A 19,327-nucleotide genomic window follows, 5' to 3' on the forward strand; every position below is an offset into this window, starting at 1 on the left:
GTGTTTATCTTTGAGCCCAAAATTAAATATTTTAATTTGCCACACCTCATAAATAAATAATAGTTCAAAAATAAAAAAATGCAGAGTTACTCCGAATTTCTTGATCTAAGTGTTGGTTTTCCTCAGGAAGGTTACAGCGTAATAGACGACGAATTATATTTTCAAGACCTCAATCTGATGGAGATGATTGAAACCTATGGTACCCCATTGCGTTTCACTTACCTTCCCATGATCAGTAAGAAAATTCAGCAGGCCAAATTGTTGTTCCAAACGGCGATCATCAAAAACAACTACCGCGGCGATTATAAATACTGCTATTGTACTAAAAGTTCGCATTTCCGGCACATTGTAGAAGAAGCCCTTAAAAATGGTATCCACCTGGAAACCTCTTCTGCATTTGACATGCCCATGATTGAGGCCCTGGAGAAAAAAGGTGCGCTAACAAAGGACATTACCGTGATCTGCAATGGTTTTAAAACCTATCAGTACAAGCAGTACATTATTGATATGCTGCACGATGGCTATAAAAACATCATCCCTGTACTTGATAATAAAGAGGAATTCAACCTTTTTGATGATGAGGTAGAAATGGATACCCCTTGTAACCTGGGTATCCGTATTGCGGCAGAGGAACAGCCCGATTCTCAGTTCTATACCTCCCGTTTGGGCGTACGTATGGAAGATGTGATTGATTTTTATAATAACAAAATCTCTGCAAACCCTAATTTCAGGGTTAAACTGCTACATTTCTTTATCAACTCTGGTATTACCGATTCTCCGTATTACTGGAATGAACTGGAAAAATATGTTACCCTTTACTGTAAGTTCAAAAAGATTAATCCTGAACTGGATACTTTAGATATTGGTGGCGGTATGCCTTTTAAAGATTCTCTGGTATTTGATTTCGACTATGAATACATGGTAAATGAGATCGTAAAGCGGATTAAGGAAATCTGCGCGGAGCACGATGTGGTAGAACCCGATATCATTACTGAATTTGGAAAGTATACTGTTGCCGAGGCATCGGGTATTTTATATAAGGTGCTTGGCCGTAAACAGCAGAATGACAGGGAGAAATGGCTGATGCTGGACGGCTCGTTCATTACCAATTTACCTGATGTATGGGCATTGAACCAAAAATATATTTTGCTGCCCATCAACAACTGGGATGCAGAATACGAAAGGGTAAACCTTGGCGGTATTACCTGCGACGGACAGGATTATTACAACCAGGAAGCGCACATGAACAGTGTGTTTATGCCCAAAACCCGTAAAGTTCAATATTTAGGTTTTTTTAATACTGGGGCTTACCAGGAAGTATTGAGTGGCTATGGCGGTATACACCACTGCTTGCTGCCTAGTCCGAAACATGTCATCATCCGGCGCAATCGCGATGAGACGTTCAATTTTGAGGTATTTGGTGAAGAACAAAATAGCAAACAGGTATTAAAGATACTAGGTTATACCTAGTATTTAAATTGTTGTAACTGTAATTGCCCTGGAAATATGAAGATTTTTCAGGGCATTTTTTTTTCTGGATCCTTGATATGCTATTGTTTTGTACGTCTGCTATCCGTCTCTTGTACGTCTACTTACGTCAAAAGACAGATAACAGACATTTAAAAGTGGTTTTATAAAAGTATTAGATGATAGCACTTATACTGCTCTGATTTGGTTGTAATGTAAATTCAGATGTGTAATTTAGGAATCAGATGAACGATTTTGTTATTTTTGAGTATGTTCATAAGGAATTACTAGCTTTACCGTTATAGAATTTTGTACAAGACGATTAAAAGTTCATAGATGACAGACAAACCCTCTTTTTGGCAGCGAATAGGTATACAGGATTGGTTTCTGAGCAACAATACTACCAAACCGGTTGCCAAAGTACAAGCGCTTACCCCAGATACTGTTTACAAATATATCATCGATAAATTCAAAGCGTCCATAGCTGAACTCTCTTTTGCTGAGCGTATTGTTTTTTATCATGAATATATCATATGTCTAAATACAGATGATTACAGGGCCTTCATGGACAATAAAAATGGTTTATTAGGCCTGATAGCCCAGGAATCTGTAAAAATGTTTTATGAAATATTGAACGAATATGCTGCTGTAGGTAAAAGAGTTGAACCATCAAGCAACAAATGGGTTTTTCGCTTTGTTTCACATCCCGATTATAAACAGGGCGACAAGGGCTTTATTGGTAAACTTATGCCCGATGGCGGTCAGAAACAGGAAAATTTACGGGTTACCTTTATCCCCCGGCAAACTGGCCTGGCCCAGACATTTGACATCAGCAATGAAATTCTGAAAGATTTTATTTTTTACAGTGAAGGATATTACGAAATTCCCTATCTGGCCAATTTAAAGTTTGATACTAAATATGAAGCAACAGAAGGAAATACCATTTTAGCAAGATTTGAAACTACTCTTCCCGATAAGGCATATTCGGGACAAAAGCTAGAGTACCTGATGAAGTTTAATGAAATTACCGTGTCGGGTAATGAAGAGGCAAAGGACGATAAGGATATTTTTAAAATCCCATCAGAATGGGTAAATGCACCGCATTTAAAGATTCGATTCAGCAAAACAGAAGAAAAATTTTACCTGTCATCATTTGGGGAGAAAACTATACTGAATGAAAATCTGGTGGAGCGGAGCCGGCAGGATGATCCCCAGTGGACAGAACTGCCATTGAATTCGAGAATTATACTGAACGGAATAATTGGTGTTAATATATTTAAAGCCTGATTTTATGTCGCAAATCTGCTCTGTAGCGTTATTGCTATTGTGTGTGATCTTATTGATTACACATTTTATATCGATTAAAAACTCAACCGGCAATAATGGGTAGCAATTATTTTGGAATAACAGATACCGGGAAATTACGTAGCAACAATGAAGACACCTTTATTGCTGAAAAAATAACCGATACTGATTTTGTGATCGCCTGCGTAATTGATGGTGTTGGTGGCTATAAAGGTGGCGAAGTTGCAGCGGCCATTGCCAGAAAAGCCATATTAAAATTACTGGACAGCCCCGGAGGAGACCTTTCTCTTTTAATGCAGGCCACCATTGCTGAGGCAAATGACCAGATCATTGCAGCAAAACTGCAAAACAAAGAATACGAGGATATGGCCTGTGTACTTACCTTGGCTCTGGTAGATTTAAATAAGAACCAGCTTTATTACGCACATGTAGGCGACACCAGGTTATATCTTTTAAGAGACCACTCCTTAATTAAAATATCTAAAGACCAGTCCTTTGTTGGGTTCATGGAAGATTCTGGCCGCCTGACAGAGGAACAGGCCATGAGCCATCCTAAAAGAAATGAGATCAATAAGGCCCTGGGCTTTACCGGCAACATAGGTGTGCAGGAAGATTACATTGAGACAGGACACTCCCCCTTTTTGCCTGGCGATACGATCCTGCTATGCAGTGATGGTTTGTCGGACATGGTGAATAAGCAGGGTATCACCAATATCCTGGTTAAGGAAGGTACGCTGGAACAAAAAGGAAATGAACTCGTAAACACAGCAAACCTCAATGGTGGAAAAGATAACATTACAGTTGTTCTGGTAAAAAACAATAAGGAATCTTATGCCCACGAAGCCACCAGACCCATTACCCGGCTTAAGAAAAAGAAAAACCTGCATGCAGTGCAAGAAGCCACATTAGATAGGGTAGAAAATGAACAACATCTGGCCACCACAGATCAGCTCCCGGCAAAATTGAACCCAACTAAGAGAATGAATGTATGGCTAATGGTTTTTGGTTTAATTGTGTTGGTTGCAATAGCTTATTTTATTTTGAGAAAAAATACTGACAATACTGATCAGTTTATACCTGTTGATAATGCGCAACAGGTTGAGCAGACTGCTGAGTTTAAATTGCAGGATACTTTAAATAAGCTGAAGGGAAATATACTGATACTGAACGATTCTGTTTTTAAATCGCCAATAGTGATCTCTAAACCCATTTCCATTACCAGGGATAGTCTTTATTTAAAAGCAGAAGGCACTATTGTACTTAAAAGCGATAGTGGATACAATGGCCAGCCATTTTTTATTGCAGCAGCCAACAAAAGCACACTTCTTGAGAATTTTACGTTTGAAAATTTCAAAAACATTACTGCATTGCAGAAAAAAGGTGTACTGCTTAAAGATGTGAAGTTTATAAAAACAGATTCTTTAACCAACAGGTCAACCCCTTAATATGAGCATGCAAACAAAAACAAATCCTGGCAGAAAGGCTGAGCGTATTTTTTTACTGCTCGTTACACTGGTATTGGGTACTTTGTTTTTGACATTATTTTATACGCAACAGCACAGTTTTGCTGATGTACATAAGCGGCTTAGTGATGGGACCATGGTAAACCTGAACGATAAAGCACCAGGCGCAAAGATTAGAGCCCTGCTTATAAAAGGTTATTATTTTGAAGATAAAAAAGATATTAACCTGGTTGAAGATATTGTAAGCAAAAGCTTTTTACTGCATAAAGAACCGGTTGATAACATCGGAGAACTAAATAAACGCAAGTTTTTCGTTGCAGCAGATGAGGCTTTTAATAAAGGCGGTAAGAATTTTAAACAAAGGATTATTACTTCACGTTTATTGCTTGGCTTTACTGGTGCTGATTCTTTAGTTTACAAGCAGGAACAGCGAAAGCCTCAACAATTGCCTGCTCAAAAGGATTTTGGCAAAGGCAATTATGACATAAGTGGAAAAATTACAGATACAGCAGGTAAAGCAGTAGCCGGGGTATTGGTTAGGCTGCAAATGATTTTACCACAAGATACTGCTTATACAGAAGATGAGGTGGTCAATGATTTTATTGCTTATCTGCGGACAGATGCCAATGGAAATTATAGTTTTCTTCATCTCCCGGATCATAAAGCTTATGGGGTATTGCCTTTAAAACCAGGTTTCCAGTTTGGCCGCTCGCAAGGACTACAGGAGCTGGATAAATCGGCAAGTTTTAATTTCAGGCAATCGCCACACAGTATTAAACTGTTTTCTACGCGCGACTTTAAGATCCTTAAAAAAGAAAAATCGCTAATTGTACGTACCCCTGAAGTGTATAACCAATGGTATTGGATCATTGTGCTTAGTTTTTTTGCAGGATTTTTCCTGGTTCATTTTTTAATGAGCCTTAAATATCCGCAGGCAGATCAGCTGATATTGCCTATAGTTATGCTAATGACTGGTATCTCTTTTCTGACCTTACTGAGTTTACAGGATCCTTTGCGCGATAGGTTTTTGGCTAAAGACAGTCTTATTTTCTTTGGTATGGGTATTATAGGTATCTGTATCCTGCTTTCTTTAAAGCTGCGCAAATTCAATGTGGATTCGCGCTGGTACCGTATGTTTGTCGTAAACAATGCTTTTAGCAAGGCCAACGGCTGGCAATGGGCTTTTGTTGCTTTATGTCTGCTGGCCTTCACTATTGTATTTGGCACAGGGCCTGAAGGCAGTGGTGTAAAGGTAAACCTATTTGGGATACAGCCCAGCGAAATTGTAAAATATGCCATTGTTTTGTTTTTAGCAGGCTTTTTTGCCTCTAATGAACGGTTTATTACCGAATACAGTAGCTGGCACAAAAGATGGTTCTTCTTCTCTTTTGCGCTGGTGGCTATGGTAATGGCTATACTGATGTACCTTGTACTGGGCGACCTTGGCCCGGCAATGGTAGTATGCTTTACCTTTATCATCCTGTTCTCCTTTTCGCGGGGCGATTTTATGATGATGCTAACGGCTATAATCATTTACGTATTCAGCGCCTGGTTCCTGAACATCTGGATAGCGACACTGGTTACAGCTGTGCTGGTATCGGTAGTTATGGTGGTCAATAAAAAAACCAGTGAATCTGCTATAATGATCATCATGGTCATGGCGGCTTTCCTGCTGATCGATCAGGTGCCTTTCCTCGCCAAACTGATTCCAGGACCGGTAAACAGACTAACAGAACGTAAATCTATCTGGCAGGATCCCTGGAACAATGAGGTTTATGGTGGTGATCAGGTTGCCAATGGCATCTGGGCCATGGCCAGCGGTGGCATCAGCGGTCAGGGTGTTGGCCAAGGTTTTGCCAAAACCATTCCTGAAGCGCATACTGATATGATATTGCCAGCTATAGGCGAAGAATTTGGTTGGGCAGGTATTGTAGCCATTTTTGTATTGTTCCTGATCTTTTTACACCGCGCTATTATAATAGGCCGGCAAACGGGTATGCCTTTCCTGTTTTATATGTCGGCCGGTGTAGGAATAAGTCTTTTTATACAGTTTTTATTGATTGCTGGCGGCTCTACCGGAGCTTTACCTTTATCAGGTGTTGCTTTGCCTTTTGTAAGTTACGGCGGCTCCTCTCTGGTAGCAAATATGCTTGCAGCGGGCTTTTTGCTCTCCGTTTCAATGGTCAGGGGTTCGGATGTTCAAATGGCCTATATGACCAAACAGCAGGATAAAAACCTTGTTCCTGCCTTACTTGCTGCAAGTGTAGCCATATTATTGCTCACCATGACCGTATCCAACTATATTATCCACAATAAAAAATGGGTGGTGCAACCGGCGTTGGTGGCCGACCGTAGCGGTTCACGTATGTTCAGCTATAATCCAAGAATTCCTATTCTGATGAATAAACTTGCAGCAGGTGATTTATACGATAGAAACGGACGTATTCTGGCCACGAGCAAACCGGAAAACATTAGAAGACAACTGCTGTTGTTAAAAGAATCAGGTATCAGTTATAACCTTGATTCTGCTGAACATAAACGGGTAGACCGTTATTATCCTTTTGAAGCACAAATGTTTTTTTGGGTTGGCGACAACAATACCGGGATTTTTAATGGCAGCACCAATGGTTATTTTGCAGAATATGAGCATGCAGCAGAGTTAAGGGGCTTCCACACTCCTGTGCTGTCATTTAACACACATGCAAATAAATACCAGGAAAACAGGTTTCTGCCAAGAGGTGTTAAGGAAATGACAGTAAGTAAAAGAGATTATTCTGCTTTAGCACCACTTTTGCTCACAGGCATTAACAGTGCTGAAGTAGAAGAGTTTAAAAAGAGAAACAGAAACGTAAAATTAACCCTGGATGCATCTTTGCAGACAACCATCCAAAATACCATTGCACAAGATACTGCAGTTAACAACAGCCGTGTATCGGTAGTAATTATGGAGGATATTACCGGTGATGTATTGGCTTCTGCGGTGTATCCCCTTCCTCAGATTAATAACTGGGAACTGCTGAACATGTCGACCACGGAACAGAATAAACTGGCTGGCTGGTATACCACTGCCGACCTGGGTTTTACAACGGCTACCCCACCAGGGTCAACCGCTAAGGTGCTTACTGCTATGGCTGCATTTAACAAGTTAGGGCCAAATGCGGCCAAAAGGGTTTTTACAGTAACTGCAGCCGAGCGCATCCGTACCAAAGGCATTGAACCTGATGAAACCGGTAGAATTAACCTGGAACGGGCTTTGGTTAAATCGAATAACGTTTATTTTATTAAATTGGCCAATGAGGAACACCTGCAGAATGAAATGGCAGATCTGTATTTGAAGACCGGTATGTTTTTAAGAGGTGTTGGTGGTTATTATTATGGCAGGGATACCAGCAATATGAAACAGGAGGATAAATGGAGAGCATTATGGGAACGTACAGAATTTAATACCAAACCAAAATATGATCCTTCCAGAATCCGTCGTACACGGGCCAAAGGTATATCAGGAATGGCCTGGGGACAGGGAGAGTTAATTGCTACCCCTGCTGCAGTGGCACGCATGGTTGCTGGTGTGGCCAATAAAGGGCAGTTGGTTCCCAATCGTTACGTACTAAAAATCAGTGATTCAGCAACATCAGTTAAACCATTTATTCGCATTGCCGGCAACCCAGAATACGCAGATTCAATTAGCCGTTATATGCTAAAGCAGAGTGAAAATAAGACCTATACGCTGGGCTTAAAAGTAGCTGGAAAAACGGGAACTCCGGAAAGGATATGGAAAGATGAGAAGATAAACGATGGCTGGTATACTTTTTTTGTACCCAAAGCAAATGGGAAAGGTCATATTGTAGTCTGTATCAGAATAGAATCTACCCGTGGGTCAAGTAAAGCTGTGAAGCTTGCCGGACAGCATGTAGTGCCTGCACTGCTGAAACTGGGTTATGTCGGGAAAGAAAAAGAGAAAATAAAAAAATAACAGCTGTATGTTTAATTTATTTAACAAAAGTAATCAGGAACCACCGCAAGATGTTAAGGCTATCAGGGAAATACTGCTGACTGCTATAAAACGTGAGCTTCAAAAACTGGAGGGTGGTGAAGGGAAGCATATTAAAGGCCTGACCTTATTTATTGCCTGTAAGCCGGAGGAAAAACACCGGTATGAATCAGCTGTTTTTACAGAAGATGAAGATCGCTTTAGAAATGAGATCCAGCGGATAGCTGATGATTTTGCTATAGATTTTCCAGAAACCTGGAGTATGCAGATCACGTTTATAGAAGAGTTGCCTGCTGATACCATAAAACTGGCAAATCTAAGTGCGGCACTTCATATCAAAACCCCGGAACATCAGGTAACGCTCAGGTCACAAATTGCTTATATCCGTACTTTAAATGGAGAATCTGAAAAAAAGGAATATAAGATTACTGCAGATAGTGGCAAAATAAATATTGGAAGAGAACATAAGGTGCAGGTAAGTGATGGATTTTTCAGGATCAATCAGATTGCCTTTCCTGATGACAGTAAAAATGAGGCCAATAAATTTATCAGCAGGCAGCACGCCCATATTGTATGGGATGCTGATACAGCTTCGTTCCTGCTATTTGCTGATGAAGGTGGAATTCCTCCAAGAAACAAAGTAAAAATCAGATCTGTGGGTGAGCATAACCCCGTAAAATTAAATGTTACCGAACTTGGGCATGTGTTACAGGAGGGTGATCAGATCATATTGGGTGAACTTGCAGTCTTGGAATTTAGTTATCTTAACATAGATTATAATCAATAATAGCATAATGAGTAAAGTTTTTACAATAACAGAAGGATTAGAAAATCTTGGTGCCTTAAGCACGGGTGGACAGGGTTCTGTATATAAAGGCAAAAGGGTTGGAACAATCATCACGGCAGTGAAAATTATGCCCACCCCCATTCATACGGAAAGTGAAGATGACAAGAATTTCCTTAAGTTTAAAAATGAAGTAGAAAAACTGAAAAAGGTAAATGAAATACCCAACCCTAATGTAGTAAAAATACTGGGGTCGGGCCTTACTGAAAGTGGTTCTTTCCCTTTTATAGAAATGGAATACATTGAGGGGCCAGACCTGGAAAAGCTTTTAATGCCGCCTAATGCCCCTATATTTACTGTTGCCGAGGTCATTAAACTTGCAGAGCAATTGGCCAATGCCCTTGCCCACTGTCACCGTGTTGGCATTAAGCACGGCGATATTAAAAGCAATAATGTAAAATTTAATACAGATACGGGCAATTATGTCCTGCTTGATTTTGGTCTGGCCATTATGTCTGATGAGCAGCGCCGTACAAGCTTGCGCCATGCGGGCGCGGTTGAATTTATGGCACCAGAACAACACGATGGTGAAGTGTTTTTTCAGACAGATGTATATAGTTATGGCATTATACTATATGAGTTGCTTGCCGGAACAGTACCTTTTCCGCTGATCAATAAAAATGAAAGCTCGCGTAACCAGGTGATGCTGGCACATATTGAAATTCCGGTCCCAGATATTCTTGCACTGCGCAGAAATCATCTTCCTGAGAGCTGGGACATGGAAAAGAAGAAAAAAGAAATGTATGTTCCGCAATGGTTGCTGGAGGTCATCAAAAGATGTCTGGAAAAGAATCCCGAAAAACGGTACGCCAATGGCACTGCTTTACTGGATGTAATTATGCACCGTGGTGAAGAATTGGTAGAGGGTGTGGAAGTTATATCCAGTCAGCTTCCGGTAAAACAAAAGGAAGTTACGTTTGTAGAGGCTGTACCAGGTGAAGTGAGCCTGTCAAGGCCCGTATTTGCAATCATGATCTTATCCATGGTCATATTGGGGATGCTTTCGGTTTATGGTCTATTTCTTAAAGACAATAACAGCATTAAACAGGTGACAACAGATTCTTTAAGTAATGTTCCTGCAGACACCACTAGTGTTGAACCGGTGATCCGGCATGATACCGCCCAGGTTCATCCGGTAGTGATTGATACTGTAGCCCAGAAAGCTGAAATAGACAGTTTAAAAAAAGAATATGAAGCCCAGATGGCAGCTGCCGCCAAACGTGCACAGGCAGATGCCCAAGCCAAAGAAAATAAAGACCCTGTGATTGTAAGCAGCGGAAAAAAATACCAGTTGCCAAAAGGAACAGTATATTTTTATGAGGCAGCGAGTGGAGATTCGCCAAGAAATGGTGTATTGGGCCTATGGAACAATGCCAAATTTAATGTGATAGATGAGCAAAATGGTTTTATTTATGTTACCCATACCAATAAAGATGGTCAGATTACGAAGGGATGGTTGAATAAAAACGACCTTAAAGAACTGAAGGAATAATTAAAAAAATAAGGGCAGTCTTACGACGTGCCCTTATCACCTTAAACAAACTAACCAATTATGAAACCTTTATTTCTTTAGTAGCTGATGCAGAGTCATCTTTTTTACCTATAGTAATGTTTAAGATGCCATTTACATATTCAGCCGCAATTTTTTCACCATCTACACTTTCAGGCAGTACAAAGGATCTGGCGAAAGAGTAATAGTCAAATTCTTTTCTGGTGTAATCTTTTTTCTCTTCAGTTTCGGTTGTTTTTTTCTCGGCCCAAACCGAAAGGGTATCTTTTTTCAAGTTGATCTGAAAATCCTCTTTAGTGAGACCAGGTGCAGCCAATTCAATTTTATAATCGGTTTCTGATTCTAAGATATTTACACCAGGTACTTTATTTATAGTTAAGTTTTTATTTAACGCTTCACTAAACAATGAGTCGAAAACATTGTTAAAGTATGGTGCAGTGTTTCTGGTTCTGTTGTTAAATTTTACTAGTGTCATTGTTATTTTCTCCTATTTTAAGTTTTTTATTTTTTACTAATTTGTATACTAACCCTTTGTTCAACTCTTATACCAACCCTTTTTTTTATGATTTTTAAGACATTTTGGCGCAACAGAAGTAAAAAACAAGACAAAAAGACAGACATCATCAATACTTTAGACAGTTTTAAGTATAAAACTGTGATAGAGACCCGTTTTGCGGATTTTGATATGATGGGCCATGTAAACAATGCTGTGTATTTTACTTACATGGAAATTGCCCGGGCTAAATACTGGAACCATGCAATACAATGGGATTGGAAAAAAACTGGAGTGGTGATTGCCCAGGCCTCACTTGATTATATTTTACCCGTGTTTATGGATGACAAGATCAGTATGTATGTACGTACGTCCAGAATTGGAAAAAGCAGTTTCGACCTGGAATATTTACTGGTAAAACTGGTTCATGGTAAAGAAGAGGTTTGCAATAAAGGTAAAACAACCTGTGTGGCTTTTGACTATACCAGCAGAAGTTCCTTTCCTATTCCGCAGGATGAAAGAGACAGAATGATCTCTTTTGAGCAGTTAGAGGTATAATCCCTATTTATACAGGTGCTGTGTATTTCAGCTGCACAAAAGAATGCCCTATATCTCCGGGCATAGGCGGATGCAATTTTCGAATACCTACGGTTGCTGTTAAAATGAAAGGATAAACTGCAATGGTACGGTCTATAATGTTTCTGATCACTGTTTCAAGCATTTTCTGGGTTTGTTCCATTTGTTCCAGAATGATGTTGTTCAGGGTTTCATAGTTTACCGTGTGCTGCAAATTTTCAGTATCGCCATAAGGAACGAATTCGACCACAATATCTGTTAAAAAATAGATCCCTGTTAACTGTTCTTCGGGGTAGTAGCCATGAAAAGCAAAACATTTTACATCTTTTAAAGCAACTGTCTGAATGAAATTGGAATGGTCTGGCATTAGAAAAGATAATTTTTTGTTCGGTTTTAACCGGCCGTACCCTTAAATTATTACCTTTGGGTATACAGCCGATTGCTAATCCAAATATAGTGTAAACAATGAATAAATCAGCCAGGAAAGATCTTTACGAAGCACCAGATTATTACCTACTGGACGAATTATTATCTGAAGAGCATAAACTGATCCGTTCTGTTACCAGAGAATGGGTGAAAAAAGAAGTCAGTCCAATTATCGAGGATTATGCACAAAAGGCCGAATTTCCAAAACATCTTATAAAAGGGCTCGGTGAAATAGGTGCCTTCGGCCCTACCATTCCTGTTGAATATGGTGGCGCGGGGCTTGATTATACAGCCTATGGAATTTTAATGCAGGAAATTGAACGTGGTGATTCCGGAATCCGGTCTACAGCTTCTGTACAGGGATCCTTGGTAATGTACCCCATTTATACTTATGGAACGGAAGAACAGCGGAAAAAATATTTGCCTAAGCTGGCCACAGGTGAACTAATGGGCTGTTTTGGCTTAACAGAGCCAGATCACGGATCGAACCCAAGTGGTATGGTCAGCAATATTAAGGACAAAGGAGATCATTATTTGTTAAATGGCGCAAAAATGTGGATTTCTAATGCACCATTTGCGGATATAGCAGTAGTTTGGGCAAAGGACGAGTCGGGTAAAATTAGAGGGATGGTAGTAGAACGTGGAATGGAAGGTTTTACTACTCCTGAAACGCATAACAAATGGAGTTTAAGGGCTTCAGCTACCGGCGAACTGGTATTTGACAATGTGAAGGTTCCTAAAGCAAATATTTTTCCTGATGTTACAGGCCTGAAAGGTCCCTTGGGTTGTTTGAACCAGGCACGTTATGGAATAGCATGGGGAGCTTTGGGTGCGGCGATGGACTGTTATGATACGGCATTGCGCTATGCCAAACAACGTGAGCAATTTGGCAAACCCATAGGCGGCTTTCAGTTACAGCAAAAAAAACTGGCTGAAATGATTACAGAGATTACAAAAGCCCAGTTACTGGTATGGCGTTTAGGGGTTCTTAAGAGTGAGAACAGGGCAACACCGGAACAAATATCAATGGCAAAAAGAAATAGCGTAGAGGTTGCGCTGGATATAGCGAGAAATGCAAGACAAATGCTTGGTGGCATGGGCATAACCGGAGAATATGCTATTATGCGCCATATGATGAACCTTGAGTCTGTAGTTACCTACGAAGGTACACATGATATCCATCTGTTAATCACAGGCATGGATGTAACCGGGATTAATGCATTTAAATAATAACTAAATTATTGCCGCTCAACACTTATCTAATTATGCCAGCTCAAACGTTCTTAGCACTTACATTACAGGTGTTATTCAGAAAAATGCTTTTCACAGCAGTTCTTATATCAATTATAAGCGCTGCATACGGACAGGACAAGAATTTTTATATAAATAAAAAAGATCCGTCCTGGATTGTTAAACGAAACAACCAGGGCTTCAAACCGGCTGCAAAAGATATTTCTGATGGTTATTTTCTAGCTGTTTACGAAAACCAGAACCATGCTGAACTTCAGGAAGAATATGTGCATGTCATCAGGGAGATCGTTTCAGATGCCGGAGTACAGAATGGTTCTCAGATCTCTGTTACTTATGATCCTAGTTTTCAAAAACTGATTTTTCATAACATCACACTGTGGCGTGGCGATAAGTCTTCAGACCGTTTACAGGGTAATAAATTTAAGGTGCTGCAAAATGAAAAAGACCTTTCAAAATTTATTTACAGTGGAACCTATGATGCTTTTTTACTGCTGGATGATGTAAGAAAAGGGGATCGGATTGAATTTTCATATAGCATTAAAGGTACCAATCCGATATTTGGTGATAAGTTTGCTTCACTGTTCTATTTTGAAGGATCGAGCAGTATAGGGCACACCTATACCAATATTATCATCAATAAAAACAGATCCTTAAGCCTCAAAAACTTTAATTTCAACGATCAGCCGAGGATAACCGAACGTGATGGATTAAAAGTATATGAATGGGAGCATAAACTAACTAAAACACATCGCGTTACCGATTTTGAACCCAGTTGGTACAATCCTTTAAAAAGAACCCAGCTTACAGAATACAAAAGCTGGAATGAAGTGGTAAACTGGGGGCTTGCCGTAAACGATTATAAGGATATTGAAACTCCGTTGCTCAATAAAAAAGTTAAGGAACTGCATGAAAAAGCTGGCGGCAACCAGGTTAAGTACATCGAAAATGCAATCAGGTTTGTACAGGACGAGATCAGGTATATGGGAATTGAAATGGGGATATATTCACATCGGCCCAATTCTCCGGAAAAGGTACTTAAGCAACGTTATGGCGATTGTAAAGACAAATCCTTGTTGCTGGTATATTTGCTTAAAGCAAAAAATATTGCTGCCTATATGGCTTATGTAGACACCTACTCTACTATAAAAACTAAGGACTACCTGCCCAGTCCATTCGTATTTAATCACGTAGTAGCAGTTATTGAACATAACAACAATAAAACATGGGTTGATCCCACAATAGCCTACCAGAGAGGTACATTTGACAATTTTTATTTTCCCAATTACGGAGATGCACTGGTCATTAAAAAAGGGGTTAGCACATTGGAGCCAGTCATCAGCATCCCAACAGGCAAGCTGGTCTCTGAACTCCGGTTTGATGTTGCAGACACCATTCCCGACAGTAAATCTTTCCTCACTATTAAAAGTACTTATACCGATAATTATGCAGATAACATCCGCAGCGAAATTGCAGGCTCAGGCACTGATGGAATAGAAAAGACTTACCTGGAGTATTATGGTAAATATTACCCGGACATTGAACTAAAAGAGCCGATTAAGGTCACCGATAATGAAGAAAGCAATACACTGGAAGTTTTAGAGCATTATGAAATCAGCAACATTTGGGCAGAAGATAAAAAAACTGCAGAAAAGTATTTGTCCTTCTTTGGCGATTTGATCAGCTCAGAAATGAGGGACATTACTGCTAAAAACAGATTGGCTCCCCTATCGCTTAAAAATCCGGTTAATGTTGAACAGGTGATTACGGTAAATATGCCTTATCTGTTTAATTTTGGTACTGAATCTGTTAAGGTAGAGAATGATGATTATTATTTCGAACTGTACAGGTTTCAGCGGGGAAAAACCATTACATTTAACTACACTTTTCGCAACATGAGCGCCTTTATTGATGGTTCAAAAGTGAAGGATTATGTGAAGGATAAAGGGAAGATACAAGACTATTTAACTTACTATATCAATCGCGGGACGGCCGGAGAAAATACCATCAATCCCTATACGCTTTGGATGTTTATAGCGGCAATGGCTGCTACTGCTTTTTTCTGTTACCGTTTATACTTTAAAAGCGGAGATTTTGATCTTGAACGCCTGGAATATGCCCGGCCAATCGGTGGATGGCTTGTATTACTGGCCATCAGAATTGTATTACAACCCCTGGTGCTGATTAGCGATGCCATACGATCGGGTTTGTTTAGCATGAGTGGATGGGCCGGACTGGCCACGCTGAAGAGTCCGGGCCAATATATTATAAAACTGGTTTATTTAGTGGAAATAGCAGCATTTGCCTTGTTAATTGGTTTTGGTGTATTACTGATATTCCTGTTTTTTAAGAAAAGGGAAAGTTTCCCGGCGCTGTTCATCATTTTTTCGCTTTGCCTGATTGCTTTTCTGATTGGTGATAATGTTGCTGCTATCTATGTCCGTTCCTTAACCGGGCAGCCTTTGATCAATGTAATTGAAATCCCAACAACAGTGATATCTTTGCTTTACAGTGGCGCATGGCTCTGGTATGTTGCAAAATCGGAAAGGGTTAAAGAAACTTTCGTGTATACTTACCCGGCTGTTGAGTGGCAGGCCGCTCTGGCAAAACATTACGATAAAAAAATGGCTGTACAAAAGAAGGAAATTGATTACCCCGCGTCTGCAGAACTATTAGACAGCCCTGAAAATATTAAAAATTATGAAGACATTTAAAAAATATTATGACCTGCCCGCCTCTCCGGAAGAAGTTTACTGGGCTTTGACCAAGGCCCAAAGCATACAGTTATGGACGGGTGCCGAAGTTGAATTTAAGGAAGAAGCCGGTACCGAATTCTCATTTTGGGAGGGTGATATTGTAGGTAGGAACCTGGAATTTGATTATGGGAAAAAAATTGTACAGCAATGGTATTTTGGCGAGAATACTGAACCATCTATTGTTACGATTAAACTGCATGAGGACAAAAAGGGCACTTCCCTTGAATTTATACAGACGAATATTCCTGATGCAGATTATGATGATTTTACAGCTGGTATAACTGAATATTATCTGGGTGGTTTACTTGATTTTTTTGAAGAATAAATTAATATCCTAAATTGTATAAATACAATTTAGGAATATTGACCCTATGGATTATTTACTTAATTCGAATTATGCTTCTTCACTGTAAACAGACCTGATCTCATCTCTCAGGTTGTACTTTGATGCCATTACTTCTCCGTATGCTCCTGCACTTCTGATGGCATAAAGATCTCCCCTGAAACTTTCGGGCTGTTCTACTTCTTTACCAAAACAGTCTGTACTTTCACATATTGGTCCCACTATATCATATTTTAATGTTGTTTGATTCCCACGACTAAGGTTCTCGATTTTGTGGTAAGCTTGATATAAGGCTGGGCGCATCAACTCTGTCATACCTGCATCCAGCACTACAAAATTTTTCTTTTTACCATTTTTTATATATAAAACCCTGCTGATCAGTGAGGCACATTGCCCTACTAAAGCCCTGCCCAGCTCAAAATGAACTTCCTGGCCAGCCTTAACCTCAAGAAATTCTGAGAAGATCTTAAAATAAGCATCGAAATCAGGAATCTGCTGCTCCGGATTATGATAGTCAATACCTAAGCCCCCACCCACGTTTAATATTTTTACATTAAAACCGCGCTCTTCAAACCATATCGCAAATTCATTAACCCTTACGCATAAGTTTTTATATACATCAAGATTAGTAATCTGCGACCCGATGTGGAAATGTATGCCTAAGAACTCAAGGTGTTCAGATACCTTTAAGGTCTCTACACATTTCGGAAGATCCCAGGAATTTACACCAAACTTATTTTCGTCCAGACCAGTAGTAATGTTGTGATGGGTATGGGCATCAACATTCGGATTGATACGTATAGCAATTTTCGCTATTTTGCCTTTTTTGCCAGCCAGTTCATTGATCACTTCAAGTTCCTGAACAGATTCTACATTAAAACAAAATATATCCTGGTCCAATGCCAAATTAATTTCTTTATCAGATTTACCCACACCTGCAAAAACCACTTGTTTAGGATTAAAGCCTGTTTCAATAGCCCTGTTCACTTCCCCTCCACTCACGCAATCAGCACCAAAGCCAATTGCCTTTACTTTTTTCAGTACCGCTGGATTGAAGTTCGCTTTTAAGGCATAGTGCACATGAAAATTGTATAACTTAGCAGCATTTGCGCATGCATTTAACGTATTTTGCAACAGGTTAAGGTCGTAATAATAGAACGGTGTTTCTAAATTTGCGAAACGTGATATATCTTTATTAGAAAACATAATGTTTAAATTTCTTGTTATATTTTTTATTGTTGTACTGGGCCTGATTTATATTGGTAATTATATTGATCTCAAAAATCATAAAATCAATAAAAAAGAGTACAACAGAAGGATCAGGTTCTTCATTGTACTCATTTTTATTGCGATTGGTATCCTCGTCTGGATAAAAAGAAGATAATTTTAAACTTCTGTCTTATTCAAACAATCTGTTGTGCAAACTTTTTAAAGCTTCCGTTTTGTCTGCAGTACTGATTAGCAATGAAATGTTATAATTACTTCCACCATATGAGATCATCCTTAATGGAATATGCTTTATGGCATCCAGTACACGGGCTGCATAACCATGTTTTTCTGCACTAAAATCGCCAACCACACAAACAATAGATTGATCGCTGTCAATTTCTACTGTTCCAAAAGCATGCAGTTCTTCTACGATTTTTTCCAGGTTGTCTGTATAATCAACTGTTAATGAAACCGCTACTTCAGAAGTAGTGATCATGTCAATTGGTGTTTTGTACCTTTCAAAAATTTCAAATACCCGCCTTAAAAATCCATAGGCCAGGAGCATGCGGCTCGACTGTATCTTAATTGCTGTAATCCCGTCCTTTGCAGCAATGGATTTGATTTTTCCTTTCTCACTTTCGGTAGAAATCAATGTTCCCGCAGCTTTTGGTTCCATTGTATTTAACAGTCTTACCGGAATTTTATATTTCTGTGCAGGAAAAACAGATTGTGGATGCAGTATCTTTGCACCAAAATAGGCCAGTTCGGCAGCTTCATCGAAAGACAAGTGTGCTATAGGTTTAGTACCTTTTACAATCCTTGGATCATTATTGTGCATCCCATCAATGTCTGTCCAGATCTGTACCTCCTCAGCTTTAATTGCTGCACCAATTAGCGAAGCCGTATAATCGCTTCCACCGCGGCGCAGGTTATCAACTTCGCCAAAGCTGTTCCGGCAGATAAAACCTTGAGTAATGAAGAGCTTATTGCCGGTATGTTGTGCTAACAGGGGTTGCAATTGCTTAGTAGAAAAAGGGACATCAGGCTCGTTGTCCTCATCAATTTTCATAAAATCCAATGCGGGCAGCAATACAGAAGGTACGCCAATGGATTTTAAATAAATGTGATATAAGGTGGTCGACAACAGTTCACCCTGTGCAAGTACGACTTTCTCTTCAACAGTAGTAAAAATATCATTGGTCAGTGAACTTAAGAAGCTGAAATGATAATCTACTACTTCCTGTCCCTGTTCACGATATTCACCATCTGCTAAAAGTTCAATTACAAACTCATTATATTTTTGATGTAATGCGTTAATTAAGTTTAACGCCTCCTGTTTATCCTCCTTTAAAAGTTTGGCTGAAATTTCCACTAAACTATTGGTGGTACCAGACACAGCCGATAACACGACAATTTGTTCTTCTGCAGGATCAATGATATCCAGCAATTTTTTCATGCGCTCAGGGCTTCCTACAGAAGTGCCTCCAAACTTTAATACTTTCATAATTTGTTTTGTTGTTGTTAATTGTTGTGGTGCAATTACTGACAAAGTCAGATTGCCTCGTTTTGGGTTTATTTAATTTTTTAAGGTTAAAAAGCTATGTAAATAGCTATATTTATTTGCTCCAGGTATTTTATTTTAACCAAAATGGTTATATACTTGTAATCGGGCGTGAATTTAAATAAATCATGCCTA

At 39.5% G+C, this 19,327-nt stretch carries 14 protein-coding genes; 10 read left to right on the top strand and 4 right to left on the bottom strand.

The annotated features are described in order from the left end of the window. Positions 1 to 78: 78 nt before the first annotated feature. From PHEP_RS11500 to PHEP_RS11525, 6 genes are all read left to right on the top strand, one after another. A complete protein-coding gene (locus tag PHEP_RS11500) occupies positions 79 to 1,470 on the top strand; it encodes an arginine decarboxylase (protein ID WP_008246064.1) in 1,392 nt (463 codons plus the stop codon). A 333-nt stretch (positions 1,471 to 1,803) separates the two neighbouring features. Beyond that, the gene (locus PHEP_RS11505; RefSeq protein ID WP_015808137.1) at positions 1,804 to 2,754 is read left to right on the top strand and encodes a hypothetical protein; all 951 of its coding nucleotides are present in this window, start codon (positions 1,804 to 1,806) and stop codon (positions 2,752 to 2,754) included. A 95-nt stretch (positions 2,755 to 2,849) separates the two neighbouring features. Further along, entirely contained in the window at positions 2,850 to 4,217 is a 1,368-nt protein-coding gene (locus PHEP_RS21640; RefSeq protein WP_015808138.1) for a PP2C family protein-serine/threonine phosphatase, read from the top strand. A 7-nt stretch (positions 4,218 to 4,224) separates the two neighbouring features. Then, positions 4,225 to 8,208: an FtsW/RodA/SpoVE family cell cycle protein gene (locus PHEP_RS11515; RefSeq protein ID WP_143715864.1), complete on the top strand. Its 3,984-nt coding sequence runs from the start codon at positions 4,225 to 4,227 to the stop codon at positions 8,206 to 8,208. 7 nt (positions 8,209 to 8,215) lie between these two features. After that, the gene (locus PHEP_RS11520; RefSeq protein ID WP_015808140.1) at positions 8,216 to 9,013 is read left to right on the top strand and encodes an FHA domain-containing protein; all 798 of its coding nucleotides are present in this window, start codon (positions 8,216 to 8,218) and stop codon (positions 9,011 to 9,013) included. 7 nt (positions 9,014 to 9,020) lie between these two features. Next, entirely contained in the window at positions 9,021 to 10,562 is a 1,542-nt protein-coding gene (locus tag PHEP_RS11525; RefSeq protein WP_015808141.1) for a serine/threonine protein kinase, read from the top strand. Positions 10,563 to 10,620: 58 nt separating this feature from the next. Here the strand turns inward: PHEP_RS11525 and PHEP_RS11530 are convergent, their stop codons facing one another. Beyond that, positions 10,621 to 11,055, bottom strand: coding sequence for an Hsp20/alpha crystallin family protein (locus tag PHEP_RS11530; protein WP_015808142.1), 435 nt, complete (start codon positions 11,053 to 11,055; stop codon positions 10,621 to 10,623). An 87-nt stretch (positions 11,056 to 11,142) separates the two neighbouring features. Between PHEP_RS11530 and PHEP_RS11535 the strand changes: the two genes are divergently transcribed. Then, the gene (locus PHEP_RS11535) at positions 11,143 to 11,631 is read left to right on the top strand and encodes an acyl-CoA thioesterase (RefSeq protein ID WP_015808143.1); all 489 of its coding nucleotides are present in this window, start codon (positions 11,143 to 11,145) and stop codon (positions 11,629 to 11,631) included. 7 nt (positions 11,632 to 11,638) lie between these two features. On the opposite strand, the gene PHEP_RS11540 is transcribed toward PHEP_RS11535, so the two are convergent. Next, positions 11,639 to 12,016: a dihydroneopterin aldolase gene (locus tag PHEP_RS11540; RefSeq protein WP_015808144.1), complete on the bottom strand. Its 378-nt coding sequence runs from the start codon at positions 12,014 to 12,016 to the stop codon at positions 11,639 to 11,641. A 98-nt stretch (positions 12,017 to 12,114) separates the two neighbouring features. On the opposite strand from PHEP_RS11540, the gene PHEP_RS11545 reads away from it, so the two are divergent. From PHEP_RS11545 to PHEP_RS11555, 3 genes are all read left to right on the top strand, one after another. Next, positions 12,115 to 13,305, top strand: a complete 1,191-nt coding sequence (locus PHEP_RS11545; RefSeq protein WP_015808145.1) for an acyl-CoA dehydrogenase family protein — start codon at positions 12,115 to 12,117, stop codon at positions 13,303 to 13,305. An 86-nt stretch (positions 13,306 to 13,391) separates the two neighbouring features. After that, on the top strand, positions 13,392 to 16,037 hold the full coding sequence (locus PHEP_RS11550; RefSeq protein ID WP_036674044.1) for a DUF3857 domain-containing protein: 2,646 nt from the start codon (positions 13,392 to 13,394) through the stop codon (positions 16,035 to 16,037). After that, positions 16,024 to 16,404: an SRPBCC domain-containing protein gene (locus tag PHEP_RS11555; RefSeq protein ID WP_015808147.1), complete on the top strand. Its 381-nt coding sequence runs from the start codon at positions 16,024 to 16,026 to the stop codon at positions 16,402 to 16,404. Before PHEP_RS11550 ends, PHEP_RS11555 begins: the two co-directional genes overlap by 14 nt. A gap of 69 nt (positions 16,405 to 16,473) precedes the next feature. On the opposite strand, the gene lysA is transcribed toward PHEP_RS11555, so the two are convergent. Together lysA and PHEP_RS11565 are read right to left on the bottom strand one after the other, a co-directional pair. Then, entirely contained in the window at positions 16,474 to 17,628 is a 1,155-nt protein-coding gene (gene lysA / locus PHEP_RS11560; protein ID WP_015808148.1) for a diaminopimelate decarboxylase, read from the bottom strand. A gap of 193 nt (positions 17,629 to 17,821) precedes the next feature. Next, positions 17,822 to 19,135: an aspartate kinase gene (locus tag PHEP_RS11565; RefSeq protein ID WP_015808149.1), complete on the bottom strand. Its 1,314-nt coding sequence runs from the start codon at positions 19,133 to 19,135 to the stop codon at positions 17,822 to 17,824. Positions 19,136 to 19,327: the final 192 nt, after the last annotated feature.

This window comes from Pedobacter heparinus DSM 2366 (genome assembly GCF_000023825.1).
GTDB classification, from domain to species: Bacteria; Bacteroidota; Bacteroidia; order Sphingobacteriales; family Sphingobacteriaceae; genus Pedobacter; species Pedobacter heparinus.